General features: G+C 72.5%; 12 protein-coding genes. 5 read left to right on the top strand and 7 right to left on the bottom strand.

Annotated features, from left to right (window positions below):
- Window positions 1-35 precede the first annotated feature (35 nt).
- A complete protein-coding gene (locus F4554_RS00955; RefSeq protein WP_179785598.1) occupies window positions 36-3311 on the bottom strand; it encodes a S41 family peptidase in 3276 nt (1091 codons plus the stop codon).
- Between the two features lie 557 nt (window positions 3312-3868).
- Between F4554_RS00955 and F4554_RS00950 the strand changes: the two genes are divergently transcribed.
- Both F4554_RS00950 and F4554_RS00945 read left to right on the top strand, forming a co-directional pair.
- The gene (locus F4554_RS00950) at window positions 3869-4990 is read left to right on the top strand and encodes a polysaccharide biosynthesis protein (RefSeq protein WP_202889089.1); all 1122 of its coding nucleotides are present in this window, start codon (window positions 3869-3871) and stop codon (window positions 4988-4990) included.
- Window positions 4991-4999: 9 nt separating this feature from the next.
- Window positions 5000-6202 carry a glycosyltransferase family 2 protein gene (locus tag F4554_RS00945; RefSeq protein WP_179785597.1) on the top strand — a complete coding sequence of 401 codons (1203 nt, stop codon included), beginning with the start codon at window positions 5000-5002 and terminating at the stop codon, window positions 6200-6202.
- 85 nt (window positions 6203-6287) lie between these two features.
- Here the strand turns inward: F4554_RS00945 and F4554_RS32825 are convergent, their stop codons facing one another.
- The 5 genes from F4554_RS32825 to F4554_RS00920 all read right to left on the bottom strand — a co-directional run bounded on the left by F4554_RS32825 (window position 6288) and on the right by F4554_RS00920 (window position 14159).
- Window positions 6288-9809, bottom strand: a complete 3522-nt coding sequence (locus tag F4554_RS32825) for an ATP-binding protein (protein WP_179785596.1) — start codon at window positions 9807-9809, stop codon at window positions 6288-6290.
- A gap of 291 nt (window positions 9810-10100) precedes the next feature.
- Window positions 10101-10826 (bottom strand): GntR family transcriptional regulator, encoded by a 726-nt coding sequence (locus tag F4554_RS00935; RefSeq protein WP_179785595.1) that lies wholly within the window; start codon window positions 10824-10826, stop codon window positions 10101-10103.
- An 11-nt stretch (window positions 10827-10837) separates the two neighbouring features.
- Window positions 10838-11914, bottom strand: a complete 1077-nt coding sequence (locus tag F4554_RS00930; protein WP_179785594.1) for a BadF/BadG/BcrA/BcrD ATPase family protein — start codon at window positions 11912-11914, stop codon at window positions 10838-10840.
- The gene (locus F4554_RS00925) at window positions 11915-13216 is read right to left on the bottom strand and encodes a family 4 glycosyl hydrolase (RefSeq protein ID WP_179785593.1); all 1302 of its coding nucleotides are present in this window, start codon (window positions 13214-13216) and stop codon (window positions 11915-11917) included.
- A 64-nt stretch (window positions 13217-13280) separates the two neighbouring features.
- The gene (locus F4554_RS00920) at window positions 13281-14159 is read right to left on the bottom strand and encodes a 6-phosphogluconolactonase (RefSeq protein ID WP_337795818.1); all 879 of its coding nucleotides are present in this window, start codon (window positions 14157-14159) and stop codon (window positions 13281-13283) included.
- A gap of 165 nt (window positions 14160-14324) precedes the next feature.
- Between F4554_RS00920 and F4554_RS00915 the strand changes: the two genes are divergently transcribed.
- From F4554_RS00915 to F4554_RS00905, 3 genes are all read left to right on the top strand, one after another.
- On the top strand, window positions 14325-15536 hold the full coding sequence (locus F4554_RS00915; protein ID WP_179785592.1) for an acyltransferase family protein: 1212 nt from the start codon (window positions 14325-14327) through the stop codon (window positions 15534-15536).
- An 80-nt stretch (window positions 15537-15616) separates the two neighbouring features.
- Complete coding sequence (locus tag F4554_RS00910; protein ID WP_179785591.1) at window positions 15617-16015, top strand: YccF domain-containing protein; 399 nt, start codon at window positions 15617-15619, stop codon at window positions 16013-16015.
- Between the two features lie 125 nt (window positions 16016-16140).
- Window positions 16141-16521: a VOC family protein gene (locus F4554_RS00905; RefSeq protein ID WP_179785590.1), complete on the top strand. Its 381-nt coding sequence runs from the start codon at window positions 16141-16143 to the stop codon at window positions 16519-16521.
- A gap of 165 nt (window positions 16522-16686) precedes the next feature.
- On the opposite strand, the gene F4554_RS00900 is transcribed toward F4554_RS00905, so the two are convergent.
- Window positions 16687-18663, bottom strand: coding sequence for an AarF/UbiB family protein (locus tag F4554_RS00900; RefSeq protein ID WP_202889088.1), 1977 nt, complete (start codon window positions 18661-18663; stop codon window positions 16687-16689).
- Window positions 18664-18865 lie beyond the last annotated feature (202 nt).

Below are 18865 nucleotides of genomic sequence, written 5' to 3'. Positions count from 1 at the left end.
TGTCACGACGCCCGCGGGTCATGAGCGTCACTGGGTCACGAGCGTTGGCGAGGGGCGAGGGTGGGTGCGGCCAGGCGCGGGCGTTCGGCCGGGCGGGGCGTGTGCGGCGGCTTTGCTGCCAGCTCGGCCAGCGCCGCCTCGATCGCCCGGTCCAGCTGTGGGTCGCGCCCGGCGCGGTAGTCCTGCGGCGTGATGTCGACCTCGATGTCGGGGTCGGTGCCGTAGTTCTCCACCCGCCAGCCCACGTCGTCGAAGGCGAAGGAGTGCTCCGGCTGGGTGGTGACCGTACCGTCGGCGAGGGCGTGCCGGGGCGAGATGCCGATGACACCGCCCCACGTTCGCTTGCCGACGAGCGGGCCCAGGCCGAGCATCTTGAACGCGTGGCAGAAGATGTCGCCGTCGGACCCGGCCCACTCGTTGGTGAGGGCGACCAGCGGCCCGCGCGGCGACTCGTAGGGGTACGGCTCGGGCTCCAGCCAGCGGGAGAAGTCGTAGCCCAGCCGGCGCCGGGCGAGCTTCTCCAGCAACAGCCCGGAGACGAAGCCGCCGCCGTTGAACCGCACGTCGACCAGCAACGCGTCCCGGTCGTACTCGCCCAGGAACCCGCGGTGGAACTCCGCGAACCCGCGGGTGCCCATGTCGGGGACGTGCAGGTAGCCGACCCGGCCGTCGGTGCGCTCGGCGACGTAGGCGCGGTTGGCCTCCACCCAGTCGCGGTAGCGGGCGGGCCGCTCGGAGCCGGTGGCCCGCACGGTGACCGTGCGAGGTGCGTCGTCGCCGCGTACGACGGTCAGCTGCACCTCCTCGCCGGCCTGGTTGACCAGCGGAGCGCCCGGCGGCAGGTGGGTGCCGTCGGCGGTGGTGCCGATCGGCTGGCCGTTGACGGCGAGCACGGTGTCGCCGGCCGCGACGTCGACACCTGGCCGGTTGAGCGGTGAGGTGAGGTCGTCCGTCCAGCGGTCGCCGCCGAGCAGGTGCCCGATCCGGTAGTGGCCGGTGTCGGGGTCGAGCTCCCAGTCGACGCCGAGGAATCCCTGCGCGTAGTGCGGACCGGGCCGGTAGGCGCCACCCATCTCGTACGCGTGGGAGGTGCCGAGCTCGCCCTGCAGCTCCCAGATCAGGTCCGACAACTCCGAGCGCGTGCTCACCCGGTCGACCAGCGGAAGGTAGCGATCGTAGATGCGGTCCCAGTCGATCCCGGACATGTCGGCCACCCAGAAGTGGTCGCGTTGCAGGCGCCAGGTCTCCCGGAACATCTGCCGCCACTCCGCGCCGGGCCGCACGGACACCTTCACCCGGCCGAGGTCGACCCACCCGGTCGCCCGTCGCGGGTCGTCGCCCTCGTCCTGTGGCTTCTCCCCCGCGCGCAGCACCCGCAGCCGGTCGCCAGAGTGGTAGAGCAGCGTGTGCGCGGCGCGGTCGAGGGTGAAGTCGGACAGCCCGTCGATCAGCCGGTCGGACTTCTGCGTCTCGAAGTCGTAGACGTCGAGGACGCCGCCGCCCTCACGCCGGCCGGGGCCTTCGGGCGGGCTCTGCAGCGGCCAACTGGAGTACAGCACCTTGCCGCGGATGCCGGCGACCCGCTCGTAACGACCCTCGGGCACAGGGAACGCGACGACGCGGTCCGGCAGCCCGTCCACGTCTATCTCGACCGGCGGCACGTGGTCCTGGGAGACGCCCTCCTCGGCCTTGCGTTCCTCCTCCGCCTTCTTCTGGGTGGCGGCCGCCTCGCTGACCACCGGCCGGGGCTCGGGCACGAACGGCGATCCGACCGACGTGCGCAGGGCCAGGGCGTACGGACGGGTGCCGAGCGGGAAGCCCGCCTCGAACTGCAGCGCGTCGAACACCGGCACGAAGTCGCGCTGGCCGAGGAAGTAGAGGTACTTCCCCTCCGGGTCGAAGCTCGGCGAGTGGTCGGCGAGCACCGGACGCGACGCCGGCCAGGTCTCCCCGCTCTCGACCCGGCACAGGGTGATCGCGCGGACCTTCGCGCTGCTCGGCCGGGAGTAGGCGAGCCACCGGCCGTCTGGCGCCCAGGTGATCCCGGTGATCGAGCCGTGCGGCGTCTGGTCCATCGGGCGTACGGCAGGGGGCTCGGCGGCGAGGTCGACCAGCAGCACCTCGTTGCGGTGGTTGGTCACCGCCACCTGGTCCGTGTGCGGTGACACGGCCAGCTCCACGACGCGGCCGAGGTCGAGGTCGTCCAGCCACCGGGGCGGGGCGCTGCCGTCGGCGGTGAGGACGACCAGGCGCTCCTCCGGCCGGTCGTCGCTGGCCAGGGCGACCAGCCTGGCGTGGTCGTTCAGCCAGGTGAGCAGCCGGTGGCGAACGCCGTCCGGCTCGCCGTGCTGGCGGACCGCGCCCTCCCAGTGGGCGAACGAGAACGCCTTGCCCCGGGTGGTGACGGCCAGGTCGCTGCCGTCGGGCCCGAGGGCGGCCGAGTCGAGGTGCGCACCGGCGTGGACGAACTGCCGGTTGCGTTGGGTTCGGGAACTCCCGAACTCCACCGGGACCTGCCGCGGCTCCTCCTCGGCCGGGTCGAGGAGGTAGAGGTCGCCCGCGTGGTGGTAGACCAGCCGGGCGCCGTCGGAGGAGAGGTTGCGGGCGTAGTAGTCGCCGTGGTCGGAGTGGCGGCGCAGGTCGTCGCCGTCCGGTGTACAGGAGTAGACGTTGCCGATGCCCTCGTGGTCGGACAGGAAGTAGACGCGCTCACCCACCCAGCACGGGCTGGCGAGGTTGCCGGGCAGCGCGACCAGCGGGCGGAACTCGCCGCTGCCCTCGGGGTCGGTCCACAGCCGCCCGGCCGTGCCGCCGCGGTAGCGCTTCCACCGGGCCGGGTCGGCGGTGTTGCGGCCGAGGACCACCCCACCTGCCGGGCCGAGCGCGATCGACTGGGCCTGGCCGTAGGGAAGCTCCTCGGACGGGCCGCCGTCGGCACCCACGCTGCGCAGGCGGTATTCGTCGACCGGCCGGCCGGTGGTGCTGGCGTAGACGATGGTGCCGGCGTCCAGCCACCCGGCGATGCTGGCCCGGGCGGCCTCGAAGGTGAGGCGCCGGGACGCGCCGCCGGCGGCGGGCATGACGTAGACCTCGCCGGGGCCTTCCTCCTGGCCGACGAACGCGATCCGGGTGCCGTCCGGTGACAGCCGAGGACGGCCTGCCTCGGCGACGCCCGCGGTCAGCCGGAAGGCGCGGCCGCCGGTCGCCGGCACGCTCCACAGGTCGTCGTCGGCGCAGAACACCACCGTGTCGCCGCTGATCGTCGGAAACCGCAGGTAGCCGGTGTTGCCGCCGTGGCCGATCTCGCCCATGCCTGGATGACCCCCCTGCCGCACGACTGTGGTCCCTGCTCCCGCGCCGTCGTCGCGGCGCGGGAGTTTCCGAGCCTATGCCGTCGCGCCGACACGCGTGATCGGCATGTCCGCGAGGTGATGTTCGGGCAGTAGGGCAGTAGGGCAGTCGGGCAGTCGGGCAGAGCGCAGGAGCACGTGAACCGGCCACACCAGCAGAAGGCGCAGAAGATCGGTGAACGGAGTACCGACGAGACGCTCCCCTCCAGCGCCTCGCCGGTACGTCCCCGTACCGCTCGACAGGGCGACGCCGGTCGGAGTCCGTACGGAAATCCGACCGGCGTCGCCCTGTCCCCCCAATGAGTGGCGCGGTCGGGCCTCCCGATCCCGGCCGCGCCGTTCCCCCCTGACGTGGCTCGGCCGAGCCCCCCAGCTCGGCCGCGCCGCCCCCCAGTTGCTGGTGATGAGCATGCTGGCCCGGCGTCAACGGAGCGTGAACAAGGTACGGAGCGTCAGGGCGCTTCCGTCAACTCGGTGACTTCACGTCACCGTCACGCCCAGGCGCGAGGCTGCTCCGCGTGTCCGGCCGTTCGGCCGGCCGACGTCAGGAGGAGTACGTCCACATGTTGGGAGTTTCGCCTGCCCACATCCTCGGCCGACCGGCCGAACCGGTCTACGGCGAGGAGGCCACGCGCCTTGTCGCAGGTCGCCGCGTCCTCGTCACCGGCGCCGGCGGGTCGATCGGCGGCGAGATAGTCCGGCAGCTGTCGCGACTGGGAGTAGGCGAGCTGTTCTTCGTCGACAACGACGAGTACGCGTTGTACTCGCTGCAGCGGGAACTGTCCGGCACCGCACTGCTGGACGACTCGCACTTCGTACTGGCCGACGTCGCGGACGAGGCGAAGCTGAACCGCGTGTTCGCCTGGGCCCGGCCGAGCATCGTCTACCACGCGGCGGCGCACAAGCACCTGCCGCTGCTGGAGAACTCCCCCGAGGCGGCCGTACGGACGAACGTCCTCGGGACCGCGGTCGTCCTGCAGGCGTCGATCGCACACGGGGTGGAACGGTTCATCAACATCTCCACCGACAAGGCGGCCCGGCCCACGTCGGTGCTCGGGATGTCCAAGCGGCTGGCGGAGATGGTCGTGGCCGACCGGGCCGGCTCGGCCAACCCCGGCACCACGGTCGCCTCGGTGCGCTTCGGGAACGTGCTCGGCAGCCGCGGCTCCTTCGTGGAGACCCTGAGCTGGCAGCTCGCCACCGGTCGGCCGGTCACCCTCACCCACCCGGCGGCGTCGCGCTACTTCATGACCATCCCGGAGGCCGCCGGGCTGGTGATCGAGGCGTCCGTCCTGGCCCAGGCTGGTGAGACGTACGTGCTGGACATGGGCGAGCCGGTGCGCATCCTCGACCTCATCCAGCGGTTCGCCGCCCTGTCCGGCGCGCCCGAACCTCGAATCGTGGTCACCGGTCTGCGTCCTGGCGAGAAGTTGCACGAGGAGCTGTTCGACCCCTCCGAGGCGCAGCGGCCCACGGCACACCCGCGGATCCGGGAGGTCGACGTGGCCGAGAACGGTGCCGCGTCCTGGCCGGCGATCAGGTCGCTGTGCGCCCGGGCCGCCACCGCGCACCCGGACGAGGTACGCCGGGCGATGGCCGAACTGCTGGCGGGCGCCGACCTCGCCGTACTGGCGAGCTGAGGGCCGGTCATGACAACTGTGACAGCCCTGCTGGTCGTCCTCGCGATGGTCGCGGTGCCGGTCCTCGCCGTGGCCGTGGACGCGCTGGCGAGTCTGCGGGCACGCGGGCGGGTCTACACGTTCGCCGGCACCCGGGTGAACTCGGACTTCGAGGTGCTGGTCCCGATCTGGGGCAGCATCATGTACCTCGAGAACGCCGACTACCTCGCGGCGCACGGCGACCGGGTGGTGCTGTGCACGCCCTCCGGCGAGAGCGACGACTTCTACTCCGACCTATACGCGCTGGCCCGCCGGCACGGGTTCCGGGTGTTCGTCGCGTCGTTCACCGCTCCGCGGACCGGCGGGCGCCGGGCCACGTCCGGCACCGTGCGGGACCGGCTGATCCGGGACGCGCTGAACCTCGTACGCGCGACGTATGTCGTACCACTCGACGCCGACACCACGACGGTTCGGCCGCTCGACGTCCTGGTCGGCGAACTCGAACGCCAGGGTGCCGACCTCGCGTCGGTACGGCTGGTCCCCCTCAACTCCGACACCCTGCTCGCGAGACTCCAGCACTACGAGTACCGGCTGGCGATGCGGTTCCGGTTCCTCGCGTCGTGGCTGGTCTCGGGCGCGTGCCACGTGGCCCGCACCGAGGTCCTCGCCGACGTGATGAGCCGCCACTCGTTGTTCTTCCAGGGCAACGACGTCGAGGTGGGCCTGATCGCCCGCGCGCTGGGCTACCGCGTGGCGCACATCCCGTTCGAGGTGCCGACGACGGTGCCCGGAACAGCGCGGGGGTGGTTCCGGCAGCGGCTGGCCTGGGCCGGTGGGGAGTTCCGGCTGTTCGTGGTGAACGCTCGGTTCGTGACCCGGCATCCGTGGTTCTGGGTGTACGGCGGTGTGGTCACCATCGCGCTGGCGCCGCTGCGCTGGCTCGCGGTGGACGACGTTGCCGAGGGCGTGACGCTGGTGTCGTCGCTGACGGCGGCGCTGGTGCTGTACGCCGCTCTGGTGGCGTACCTGCACTGGAGGCACCGCGGGCCGGTGCTGTTGCTCCTCCCGTTCTACATGCTGTTCGTCAGTCTGGTGATGCCGCTGCTCGGCGTGCTGTGGTACGTACGGATGGCGTGGCAGGACCGCAACCTGGGCATCATCCGGCCGCACCTGGTGCGGGTCGCGCCCAGGGCACCCGAACCCGACGCCGGTTGGGTACGCCAGTACATCTGAGTCGCGCGCGCCGTGCTCCCGGGTCGGCCATGTCCCGGGAGCCGCGGGAGTCCAGGGGGTCGCGGGTTTCCAGGGGGTCGCGGGTTCAGCCGACGGGGCGTTCGCCGGCGGCGTTGCTCCGCGGTGCGGACGACGTGGCCGAGTCCGCCGCCCGGGCCAGGTGGTCCAGCCCGGCCGAACGGAACGCGCGCCCGGCGGCCGCCGCCGCGAGCCGGGCGTCCACCCAGGAACCCGCGTCCGCGAGGTGCCGCGCCCGGTCGAGTTGGGCGCGGCCGGCGAGCAGGACGAGTCCGGCCGACTCCGCGACGTGTGCGGCGAGGGCACTGGCACCGGCGGCCGCGGCGGGCCGGCTGTCCGCGGCGCGGATCGCGGCCCGGGCGAGCAGCCGCCAGCAACTCTCCCGCGCCAGGTCGCCCTCGGACCCGATCGCCCAGTCGAGCAGGTCGAAGTACTGGTGCGCGGCCCGCAGGTCGGCCGGTGACCGCAGCACCACCAGCCGGGCGGCAGCTTCGGGCACCATCAGGATGCACCCGTCCTCGGTCGCCTGATCCAGCAGCGACTGCGTGGTCCGGGCGGCGTCGTCGGGCCGGCCGAGCGCGACCAGCAGGTCCGCCCGGGCGCTGGCGTGCAACTGCGTCAGCAGCGGCCCGGACGCCGCCGGCAGGTCCACCCGGTCGGCGACCTGCGCGGCCTCGAGGTCGCCGCGCTCGGTGTGGATCCGGACCCGCGCCCACCCGAACGACGGGTCGTCCTCGGGACGTGGGTACGCGGCGAGGTAGTCGGCCCACATCGTGTCGAACACAGGGGAGCCGGCGTCGTGCGCGGCCAGGCAGCGCATCAGGTTGATCCGGCCGAGCAGGGACGGATGGATGCCTTCGCCGGCGGCCAGCTCCGCCGCCTCCGCCAGTGGTCGTTCGACGACGGCCGGACTGCCCAGCACGACGTCGGGAAGGTTGGCGATCAGCAGCGCCTGTGCCCGCAGGTCGGGACGGGTGGCCAGCGCGAGCGCCTCCCGCGCCAGGTGCCGGCCCTGGTGGAGGCTGCGCCGGGGGAACGCCACGATGCGGGCGAACAGCAACCGCGCGTGGGCTGCGATGTCCGCGGCACCCGCCTGGTCGGCGTCCTCGACGGCCGCCCGCAGGACACGTTCGGCCTCGGCGGTGGGCGGTGAGCCGGGCTCGATGCCGAACTCGCCGTTGCCGCCGGCCGGTGGCGGCGCCGGAAGGTGCTGGACGGTCCGGCCGGGCCCGTCCGGGCCGCCGGAGGCGATCAGGCGGCTCCCTCCCGCCGGACCGGCGTCACGGCCAGGCGGGTCGTCCAGCGACCGCAGCTTGCGGACGATCCGGCTCTCCACCGGCAGGTCGTGCGCGCGGGCGATCCGCAACGCACTCGCGTAGGTCTCCCGGGCCTCCTCGCGCCGGCCGATGCTCGCCTCGGTGTCGGCGATCCGCTCGTCCAGGTCCGCACGGTCGAGGGCGTCGGAGTCCGACGGGCCGAGCGCGCGGGCGCGCAGCAGGAAGTCCCGCGCCTGGTCGAGGAGCCCCTCGGCCGCGGCCTCGTTGGCCGCGTCGACGGCGGCCAGGAAGGCCAGCTGCGGCTCGCCCGCCCGTAGCCAGTGGTGCACCCGCTCGCCGGTCGGGATCGGGGCCTGGGCGGCGATCCGGCCGTGCAGGCGCTGGCGGACGGTGGGCCGCAACCAGTAGCGGACCGCCGACCGTCGCAGCGGGTCCCGGAACGCCGCCGCGCCCCGGGCGTCGCGGACCAGCAGGCCCAGGTCGATGAGCCGGTCCAGGCGCGCCTGCACCCGTCGGCGTTCGGCGGCGGCGTCCGCGGCCGGTCCGCCGGCCGGGTACGCGGAGCCGGCCGAGCTGCCGGGGTCGTCGTCCGGGCCACCGTCGGGTCGAAGCAGTGGTACGAGCAGTTCCGGGGTCAGCGGGCGGTCCAGCAGGGCGGCGTACTGCAGAACCGTCAGCGACTCCGCGTCGAGCTGGTCGAACGCCCGGGCCAGGATCGACTGCGGAGCCGAACCCAGGCCCGAGCCCGAGGCCGAACCCGAGTCGGCGTCCCCGTGCCCGTCGACGATCCGGCCGGCCGGATCCTCCACGTCCGGCAGGGTGGCTACGCCGAGCTCACGCGCGGGCATCAGCGCCAGGCCGTCCGGGGTGGAAACGATGCGCCCCCGCCGCGACCAGGTGTTCAGCGTGGCCATCGCCCGGCCGGGCAGACCGGCACTGATCGACAGCAGTTCCGCGACCAGCGGCTCGGTCGGCGTACCGGCGAGCAGGCCCTCGGCGAGTTCGGTGAGCTCGGTCGCGTCCAGGGGCGGCAGGTCCAGCCGGTGCACCCGGTCGGCCTCGGTGCCGTCCCGGTGCACGTAGAGCAGGTCGCAGGTGTCCTTGCCGGTGCCGGTGACGAGTACGACGACCACCGGACCGGTGGCCCGGAGCACGGCCCGGCACAGGGAGTTCCGGTACGCCGACGGGGCGTCCTCGCTCTCGCGGAGGAGGACGACGGTCGGCGCCGAGCGGGACATGGCGGCGGCGAGGCGTTCGGGCGGCTCGGCGCCGTCCGGTCGCTGGTCGAGGCTCGCGACGACCCGGTCGACCAGGTCGGCGCGAGTGGAGTTCGGCCCGTCGCCGTCCGCGCGGACCAGCCGCACTCCGAGCGCCCGGCACACCTCCGTGACCAGTGCGGACCGGCCGACGCCCGGCTCGCCACCGAGGTGCACGATGCTGGGCAGGCCGTTGGCGACAGTGGACCGCACGATGCCGCCCAGCCACCGCGACTCCGCCGTACGCCCGACGAACGGGCACTCGGTGTGGGTCACCGGGTCGGCCGAGAGCAGATGGAGATGCACCGCCCGGGTCTGGGGCGAGGGGTCGGCGCCGAGTTCCTCGGCGAGGACGGCCCGGCATCGTTCGAACGTGCGCAGCGCCAGCGCCGTCTGCCCGAGGCCGCCATGGCCGTACATCAGTGCGCGGTACGCCCGCTCGGACCAGCTGTCGATGGCGAGCACCCGGGACGCGAACTCCACCGCGTCGTGCATCCAGCCCAGCGCGACCGCGGCGTCCGCGGCGTCGGAGAGCAACGACAGGTAGGTCACCGCGAGGCGCTCACGATGCTCGCTCGCCCACACCGAGTCGACGTCGTACGCGCGGAAGGCGTCGACGTAGAGCGCCTCCGCCTCACGGGTGGCGGTCAGGCAGTCGGCGTACCGTCCCTCGCGGTATGCCCGGGCGGCCTCCGCGGCCAGACCGGTGAACGCGACGGCGTCGACCCAGGCGTCCAGGAGCACCAGTCCGCCGGAGCGGCGGCCCACGCAGTCCACACCCACGACCTTGCGGATCTGGGACGCGGCGGTGCGCAGGCTCGCCCGGGCCCGGGACTCGTCCACCGAGGGCCAGAGGGTCTCGGTCAGCGTCATGGCCGGAACCGGTTCGCCGGCGTTCAGCGCGAGCAGCCGGAGCAGGTCGGTGGTCTTGCCCGTACGCCACGCGCCACTTGGGACGATCGAGCCGTCGGGCCGCCGGACTCTCAGTGGCCCGAGCAGGCGCACCTCTATCCGATCGACTCCGACGTCACCGCTTTCCAGCAGGCCTGTCCCCATGCCACCCCCATGGCGCAGACGATGCAGTTCGTTTGCGGAACGGTTCTGCCCGATGAGTGCTGTTCTCCTTTCCGCTAGATGATGGTAGTTCGCCGGGCCTTCCAAACGCAGATTCGCGCGAGCCACCCGGTTTGGTTGCCCGGGTGGCCCCAACCGGCCACGTGGCCACACCACGCGACAGGCATCAAGGACAACGAGGTCGCGCCGAGAACGTCACGGCGTGAGACGCACCGGTCGCACGAACGGCCGAGATCGGGCCGGTGACCCGACGCGGGGTCAGGGTGTGTGCGACTAAGACAGCGGGCGGTAGAGGTCGGCCTGGAAGCGGTAGGCGTCCCCGCGATAGAGGGTGGTGCCGCACAGCACCGGCAGGTCGTCGGCGTCGTAGGTGACTTCGGAGCCGACCAGCACGGGCGCGCCCACCGGCAGGTCGAGCAACCGGGCCGGCACCGGCTCGACCGCGTGCGCCTGGACCGTGTAGGAGCTGCGGGCCACCACCACTCCGCACAACGTGCGCAGCGCCTCGTACAGCGAACGGTCGGTCAGGTCCGCGTCGGCCAGCGCCCCGGCCCGGTCACCGGCGAGAACAGTGGTGTCCAGGCAGACGGGCACGTCGTCCAGTCCGCGCAGCCGGCGGATCTCCAGCACCTTCGACGACTCGGCCACCCCGAGCCGCTGTGCCTCCTCCGGCGTGGCCGGACGCGACTCGGAGCTCAGCACCCGCGACGTCGGACGCAGGCCGCGAGCGCCGGCCATCTCGGTGAAGCTCTGCAGGACGCTCGGTGGTTCGCCGACCATCCGCCGGGCGACGAACCAGCCGCGCTGCGCGGAGCGTTCGAGCTGCCCCTCCCCGGCGAGGCGGGCGAGGGCCTGGCGCAGCGTCATCCGGCTGACGCCGACCTGGGCGGCGAGGTCGCGTTCGCCGGGCAGCCGGGCCCCTTCGGGGTAGACACCGCGGCGCAACGCGTCGGCCAGTTGGGCGTACGCCAGTGCCGCCGCGCTCTCGTTCGTACTCATCGGCGACCCGCTCAGGTGGCCAGGAACGCCGGGGGCGGCGCGGTGGCCCGCAGCCGTTCGTACACGGCGGGGACGAGATCGACGCCGGCCTCGGCCAGTGCGTCGAGCACCGCGCCGGACACCGGGGGCAGGGTGGCGAGCCGCGGACGGGCCGACGGGAAGACCTCGGGCAGCGCGTCCATCAGCGCCGCGGTCACCGGCGAACCCGGCGCACACAGCACCGGTCCAGCGAGCACGACCGGCACGCCGGACCTACCGTCCACACCGCTCGTGCCGTCCGCACCGTCTGCCGCACCCCCGTCGACGGCGAAGCCGACCCGCCGGGCGGTGACCCGGGCGTAGTCGGCCAGGTGCCGGCCCTGGTCGCGGACCAGCGCGGTGGCGACCTCGTCTCCGTCGCCGGCCGCGGCGACCACCTCCCGCGCGGCGGCGGCCTGCCGGGCCCAGCCGTGCCCGGTCGCCCGGCCGGTGAACGAGTGCAGCAGGGCCTCGACGTCGGAGGCGCCGAAGAACGCCAGCAGCCGCGCGGTCAGCGCCGTCGCCGGGCCGAGGTCGAGCTCGGCCCGGTAGACCGCACGCAACGCACTCCCCACCAGACCGGAGGCGCCGTGCGCGTCCTGGATCCAGAAGCTCATGCTCCACTCGGTACCCGTCGGGCCGCGTCCGGCCACCGCCGAGCCGGTACCGCCGATCACGGCGACACCGGCACCACCGGCGACACCGGCCCCGTCGGGGCCTTCCGGTCCCCCGCACCGAATGGCGGCGAACCCGTCGTTGAGCACCGACGGTGCGCGCAGCTCGGGCAGCCGCCGGGCCAGCGCGTCCATCCAGTACGCGTGGTCCTCCGGCCAGTCCACCCCGGCGAGCCGGAACGCCGCCGCACGCACGTCGGCGACCCGCGCACCGGCGGACGTCAACGCCTCGTTGACAGCAGCGACGACCGCGTCCACGGCGGCCGGCGCCGACTCCGCGCCGTAGATGTCGCCGTTACCGGACCGGCCGTACCCGACGACGCGACCCTCCTCGTCGCACAGCAGGGCGACCGTCTTGCTGTTCCCGGCGTCCACGCCGAGGTGCAGTGGCTCCATCTACGGCAGCAGCCGCTCGGGCAGGTGGGCGGCGTGGGCGTGTGCCATCTCGGCGTACAACTCCTCGGCCACCGGCAGCGAGGGCACCAGCGGGTGTGCGGCCAGCGCACGGACACCGGCGTTCCGGTCGCCTTCCCAGCCCGCCTTGGCGGCCAGCACCTGGTGCTCGGCCAGGGCCTGGACCAGCCCGCGGACCGCGTGCGGCAGCGGCTGCTGCGGAAGCGCGCGGAAACCGTTCGCGTCCACGTGGGTCGGCACCTCCACCACGACCTCCTCGTCGAACCCGGGCAGCACGCCGCCGGTGTTGGGCAGGTTGACCGGGAGCACCTCGCCGGTGTCGTTGTAGAAGGCGTTCATCGCGTCGATGGCGAGCTCGAGTTCGTGGATGCCGCCGCGCGAACGTCCCGGGTCGAGCTCGGGCGCCTCCGACGTCGCCTGCTCGGTGTAGTGCCGCCAGTAACCCGGCACCTCCGCCAGGATGTCCTCCGCGCGGGTGGTGGGCTTGCCCTGCAGCTGGCGCAGCACCTCGTCGCGGAAGTAGTAGTTGAGGAAGTAGTACGACGGCACCGACTCCATCGTGACCGCGAGCCGCAGCAGCCGTTTCGTGTCCGCGCTCACGCTCGGGTCGTCGCGGCGCGCCTCGTAGGCGTCGCGCAGCAGCGGGATCAGGTCCTTGCCCTCGTAGGTGTGCTCGGTGCTCCAGCAGTTGTGGTTGATCCCCACCATGGTCGTCTGCACCAGGTCGGGGTCCAGGCCCGCACCCTCGGCCACACCGCGCGGGAAGATGATCGGGCCCTCACACAGCGACACGATCGGGATGTCGGTGTAGCTGGTCAACGCCTGGGCGACGATGTTGACCGGGTTGGTGTAGTTGAAGATCCGGGCGTTCGGCGCGACGGCGGCGAGGTCGTCGGCGACGGCCTTCATCACCGCGATCGACCGCAGCGCCATGAAGAAGCCGCCCGGCCCCTGCGTCTCCTGGCCGATCACGCCGTGCTTGAGGGGAATGCGCTCGTCGAGAGCGCGGGCCTCGAAGCCGCCGGGGCGGAAGCTGGAGAGTACGGCGTCGCAGTCGCGCAGCCCCTCGCGCCGGTCGGTGGTGGCGGTGATGGTGAGGTCGAGACCGGCGTTGCGTGCCATTCGCTCGGCCAACTGCTTGATCAGGGCCAGCCGGTCGGCGTCCAGGTCGATCAGGACGACCTCCGACCCGTCGAACTCCGCGCCGTGGTGCACGAACGACGCCATCGTCCCGGCGGCACGTGTCGAGCCGCCACCGAGGTAGGCGAGTTTGATCCGGGCCATCAGTGGTCCTCCGAGCTTCGTACTGTCAGGGTTTCTCGTGGGTCGGGCGAGTCGCGAGCGGATGTCAACCCGACGTTGCGGGATCGTCGTGGTGCCAGTCCTCGCGGCTGATCAGCGGATGCGTGGGATCACCGCGACCGAGCCCGACGGCGGCCGTCAGGTCGACGTACAGGCCGGGGTGGGCACACTCGCTGACGATCGTCGCCGGCCATGCCGGGTCGTAGTGGTCGGCGGCCGCCACCTGGGCGGCGGCCCGCGCCTTGTCGGCGCCGTGCACCACCATGACCGCCCGGCGGGCCTGCGTACGAATGGTGGCCACCCCGACGCCCACGCCGTGGGTCGGCACCCGGTCCAGCGTGCGCAGGTGCGGGAACGTCACCAGGTTGTCCTGGCGGGTGCTCCGCGCGAGCGGCACGATCCGGGTCTCGGCGTCGGCGGGAGTTCCGGGCGGGTTGAACGCCACGTGCCCGTCGGAGGCGCCGGAGGCCAGGACGAACAGGTCGATGCCACCGGCTGCCTCGAGGTTCCGGTCGTACGCGGCGGGGTCGGCCGGGTCGGGCACCCACAGGTGGTCCTCGCGTACGCCCCGGCCCGGGCCCGCGGCGGCCGACAGCGGCCCCGCGATCAGGTCCCGGCCGAAGCCGCGGCAGCTGTGCGCGAGGTCGTCGGCGACACACGCGAACGAGCCCGGCACGGGCCCGGCCTCGACGTACTCGTCCATCATCACGATCACCAGGCCGGACAGGTCCACCCGCCGGATGCGCACCTGGTCGGCGAGTGCGGCGTAGGTCGTCATCGCGCTTCGCCCGCCCGGACAGCCGAGGAGATAGCGCCGGCCCTTGGAGTTCGCCGCCTCGACGCCGTCGGCGATCTCGGCCGCCAGCGCCCGGCCGAGTGCGTCGGCATCGGTGAAGAGCGTCGGCCGCACCCGCACGCGCACCACCCTCTCGCTCCTCGTTCCGCCGCGTTCCTTGTCTTCGCCGTTCGGACCCTAATTGGTCCAACTGGTCTATTCAAGCCGGAAAGAGTGGAAAGGATCACTTTCGTCTCAGCTGTCGTTCAGGTTCCTTTGGGTGTCTGCTCAGCCCCTGCCGAAAAGGTGGCGGTGATGCCTTCCTCAGCGCCGCCTCCCGCCCAGGCCACCGACGTCCCGACGAGGGACGCGCGTTCGGCGACCGGACCGCGCGGACGAGCCGTACCGTCGGCGCCGCAGACGCGGTCGGCGCGGGCGGCTCGACCGCTCGACGTCCGCAGCGCCGGGGTGGACGGGCTGCGCGCGGTCGCGGCCGGGGCCGTCATCACCTGCCACCTGCGGCCGGACCTACTGCCCGGCGGCTCGGTCGGCGTCGACGTGTTCTTCGCCATCAGCGGGTTCGTCATCACGACGCTGCTGGTCACCGAGTTCGAGCGGACCGGCCGGATCCGGCTGCGGCGGTTCTACACCCGGCGGTTCCTGCGACTGATGCCGGCGCTGATGCTGCTGTGCGGACTGGTGGCGTTGCTCGCGCTGGCCACCCCGCTGCGGGCGTTCGAGGGACAGTGGATGGCCGCACTGCTGGCCGCGACCTACGTCGCCAACATCGTCCGGGCCGGCCAGCCGGGCCCGTACGACAACACCATGGGATCGTTGCCACACACCTGGTCACTGGCGGTCGAGGAGCAGTTCTACCTGGCCTGGCCGATCGCGCTCCGCGCGTTGCTGGGCAGGCTGAGATCCCGGACCGTACTCGCCGTCGTCGGCGCCGCGTGCCTGGTGCCGACCGTCGTCCGCCTGGTGATCTGGGACGACGACGCCGCGCACCGCATCTACAACGGCTTCGACACCCGCGCCGACCAGCTCCTGGTCGGCTGCCTGCTCGCCCTGGTGCTGTGGCACCTGCGCGACGACGACGCGGCGCTCGCCCGGATCCGCACCTGGGCCGGCCGGCTGGCCTGGGTCGCGGCGGTCGCGATCGGCCTGGTGGCCTGGCGGCTGCGGATCACCGGCTGGGTCGACGGGTGGACCCCTGCTTGGTACACCTTCGGATTCCTCGCCGTCGCGGTGCTCACCGCCACCGTGCTCGCGGTCCTGGTGCTCGACCGGCGCCACCCACTGAGCCGGCTGCTGGCGCTGCCACCGCTGGCCTGGGTGGGGCAGCGGCTCAGCTACGGCCTCTACCTGTGGCACTACCCGATCCTCGCGTACGTCGGGACGCTGCACCTGGTGCCGCAGGTCGAGGTGATGCTGGTGGTCGGCGGGGCCTTCGCGATGGCCGGGTTGTCGTACCTCCTCGTCGAGCGTCCCCTGCTGCGCCGCAAGCAGCGGTACGCGTCGGCATAGCTCTCAAGGGCGTCAGTGCGTACCCCGGTGCGAGATCCGGTGATTACCGGCAACCGGAACACCGGCGGAGACTGGACTACGTGCGGCTGGTCCTCAACGTCATCTGGCTGATCTTCGGCGGGCTGTTGCTGGCGCTCGGGTACGCCCTGGTCGGAGTCGTGCTGTGCGTCCTGATCATCACCATTCCGTTCGGCGTCGCGGCGTTCCGGATGGCGAACTTCACGCTCTGGCCGTTCGGCCGCACGCTGGTGGACAAGCCGGGCGCCGGCGCCGGATCCCTGATCGGCAACGTGCTCTGGCTGATCCTCGCCGGCTGGTGGCTTGCTCTCGCCCACATCGTCACCGGCGTCACGCAGTGCCTCACGATCGTCGGGATTCCGCTCGGGCTGGCGAACTTCAAGCTGGTGCCGATCTCGTTGTTCCCGATGGGCAAGCAGATCGTGGACGTCGACGACCCGATGGCGTTCACCCAGCGCTGAGGCGGGGTTGAAGTGGGGTTGAAGTTGGGCTGAGGCGGGGCTGGGGCCGGACGGAAAACCTCTACGCGCTGTCGGACCCGGCTGATAGCTTCCGACACCTCACCTCAACCGACCCCGGAGCTCTTTTGAACACTCGCGTCCACTCGTTCTCCATCGACTGCGCCGACCCGTACACACTCGCGCAGTTCTGGAGCAAGCTCCTCGACGCCCCGCTCGGCGAGGAGGACTTCCCCGGCGACCCCGAGGTCCTCGTGCAGCTGCCCGAGGGACCGCCGCTGCTGTTCCTCCAGGTGCCCGAGCCGAAGACCGTGAAGAACCGCCTGCACATGTGCCTCGAGCCGGGCATCGCCCGCGACGACGAGGTCGAGCGCGTCCTCGGGCTCGGCGGCACGGTCGTCGACGACCGGCGCAACGCCGACGGCACCGGCTGGGTGGTCTTCGCCGACCCGGAGGGCAACGAGTTCTGCGTCCTGCGCAGCGCGGCCGAGCGCGCGGCGACCTCCTGATCGGGCGGCTCACCGACCGCACTGCCTGACACGCGGTCGAGTACGCCTGGCTGGAGCGCCAACCGCAGCTTGACAGTGCGGTCAACGCCAAGCTCGGGTTGACGGCGCAGTCAGCGCCAAGCACAGGTTGACAGCCGGTCCCGGTCCGGACTCGTCACGTCGGGGTCAGGTCAGGTCCCGCCGGAACACCACCACCAGGACCCGTAGCACCAGCACCACGGCCACGATCAGCAACGCGTACCCCAGCAACCCGAACAGGCCGAAGGTCTCGGTGACCTGGGGTCCACCGTCGGCGCCCAGCAACATGACCGCGAGCACCCCCGCCGCCGCGCCGACGAAGGCCAGCAGCGCCTGGTGCACGAGGTCGGTCACCACCCGTCGGTCGCGGGCGTCGGCGAAAAACCGGACGTTGACGGTGAACCGGCCGTGTTCGACGGCGTCGGCGATCCGGTCCACCCGGCGCGGCAGCCGGCGCAGCATCGGCAGCAGGGTCACGAGTTCGTCCTCGAGCGACTGCCGGAGCCGAACCGGCTCCACCGACTCGGCGAGCTGGGTACGCCCGACCTCGCGGGCTCCGGCCACCAGGTCGAACTCCGGGTCCACCACGGTGAGGGTGCCCTCCAGGGTGGCGAACGTACGGAAGATCGCCGCGACCTGCGGTGGGATGCCGAGCCGGTGCGTGGTGACGAGCCGGAACAGTTCGGCGAACGCGGCGGCACCGGCGTTCGCACCGGGCGAGGCGTACCGGACGATCAGCACGCCGAGCGCGCGTTCCAGGGTGCGTTCGTCGATCTCGTCCGGCCGGTCGACCAGCTCCAGCAGCGCGTCGCAGGCACCCATCGAGTCGGCCCGCCCCAGCGCGGCCAGCAGCCGGCCGACCGCCAGCCTGGTCGTTCCGTCCAGCCGGCCCACCGACCCGAGGTCCAGCATCCCGAGCGAACCGTCGGCGGCGACGAGGACGTTGCCGGGATGCAGGTCGACGTGGAACATCCCGCGCACCAGCACCTGGTCGAAGACCGTCTCCAGCAGGGCGTTGGCCACCTGCCGCCGGCGCCGGGTGCCGAGGGCGGCGAGGGTTTCCTCCGCAGCGCCGAGCGGAGTGCCGTGCAGCCGTTCCATCACCAGGACGCGTTCGGTGGCGAGCCCGGCGTGGGGTACGGGCACCCGGACCTCCCGGGCCGGTCCGTCCGCGAGTGCCGCGGCCATCGCCTGCAGGTTGTCGCGTTCGACGGTGAAGTCGAGCTCCTCACGCAGCGCCTCGGCGAACCCGCCGGCGAGGTCGGCGACTCGCAGGGATCGCCCCCAGTCGGTGCGGGACTCGAGCGTACGGGCCAGCCGGAGCAGGATGTCGAGGTCGCGTTCGACGGTCCGCTCGATGCCGGGGCGCTGGACCTTCACCACGACCGGCCGGCCGTCTGGCAGCCGGGCGCTGTGCACCTGGGCGACCGACGCCGCCGCGAGCGGTGTCTGGTCGAACTCCGCGAACACCTCGCCGACGGGACGCCCGAACTCCGCGACCAGCACCTCCTCGACCCGCGGCCAGGCGATCGGCGCGACGTTGTCCTGCAGCTGGGTCAGCTCGGTCACGAACTCTGTCGGCAGCAGGTCGCGCCGGGTCGACAGCTGCTGGCCGAGCTTGACGAATGTCACCCCACCCTCGTCCAGCGCCCGGCGCACCGACCTGGCCAGGTCGCGCCGCGAGGCCGGTGACTCCAACCCGCTGTGCCGGTAACCGCGCAGGAACCGGCCGAGCCCGTACCGCGCCGCGATGCGCACGATCTGGGAGTACCGCCGCGCCCGGATCACCCGCGACCGCCAGCCACGCCAGAGTTCGACCGGCCCGGGCAGCGAACCGTCGGGTACGAGCACCTCGCCGATGACCAGGACGATCATCGCCACCAGGCTGGCGCAGCAGGCGGCGAGCACCGTGAGCAGGAGCCCGGAGCCGGTGTCGATCGCCTCTGGCCGGCGCACCATCGCGGTCAGCAGCGGACCGGAGACCACCAGGGCCAGGACGGCGGCGAGCACCGTCCGGACCAGGCCGATCCGAACACCGAGCAGCCGACGGATGGCCACGGCGAAACCAAGGCCGACGAGGAACAGGGTCGGCAGGAAGAACACGGTCCCGAGCAGCTTCTGCACCGGTTCATCCTGTCAGCGACTTTTTCGTCCTGTCAGCACCGATTTCGTCGTCGTACAGCCAGAACCAGAGTCGGTCGCTGGTGGGCGCGGCGTCCGGTGACACCCCGATCCGGCCGCCTGCCGCCCAGTAGAAGTGCACTAGGCAGAAGAGCAGAGCACCCGTCGCGCCGAGCACCGCCCACCATCGACCGGGGAGCCTTCC

Source organism: Actinopolymorpha rutila, from assembly GCF_013407855.1.
GTDB classification, from domain to species: Bacteria; Actinomycetota; Actinomycetes; order Propionibacteriales; family Actinopolymorphaceae; genus Actinopolymorpha; species Actinopolymorpha rutila.
The sequence above is the reverse complement of the archived record's forward strand: the minus strand, read 5'-3'. Positions and strand labels throughout refer to the sequence as shown.

Coding starts and splice junctions, on each gene's coding strand:
- F4554_RS00955 (WP_179785598.1), bottom strand. CDS start 3,311: ATGGGCGAGATCGGCCACGGCGGCAACACCGGCTACCTGCGGTTTCCG.
- F4554_RS00945 (WP_179785597.1), top strand. CDS start 5,000: ATGACAACTGTGACAGCCCTGCTGGTCGTCCTCGCGATGGTCGCGGTG.
- F4554_RS32825 (WP_179785596.1), bottom strand. CDS start 9,809: ATGGGGACAGGCCTGCTGGAAAGCGGTGACGTCGGAGTCGATCGGATA.
- F4554_RS00935 (WP_179785595.1), bottom strand. CDS start 10,826: ATGAGTACGAACGAGAGCGCGGCGGCACTGGCGTACGCCCAACTGGCC.
- F4554_RS00930 (WP_179785594.1), bottom strand. CDS start 11,914: ATGGAGCCACTGCACCTCGGCGTGGACGCCGGGAACAGCAAGACGGTC.
- F4554_RS00925 (WP_179785593.1), bottom strand. CDS start 13,216: ATGGCCCGGATCAAACTCGCCTACCTCGGTGGCGGCTCGACACGTGCC.
- F4554_RS00915 (WP_179785592.1), top strand. CDS start 14,325: ATGCCTTCCTCAGCGCCGCCTCCCGCCCAGGCCACCGACGTCCCGACG.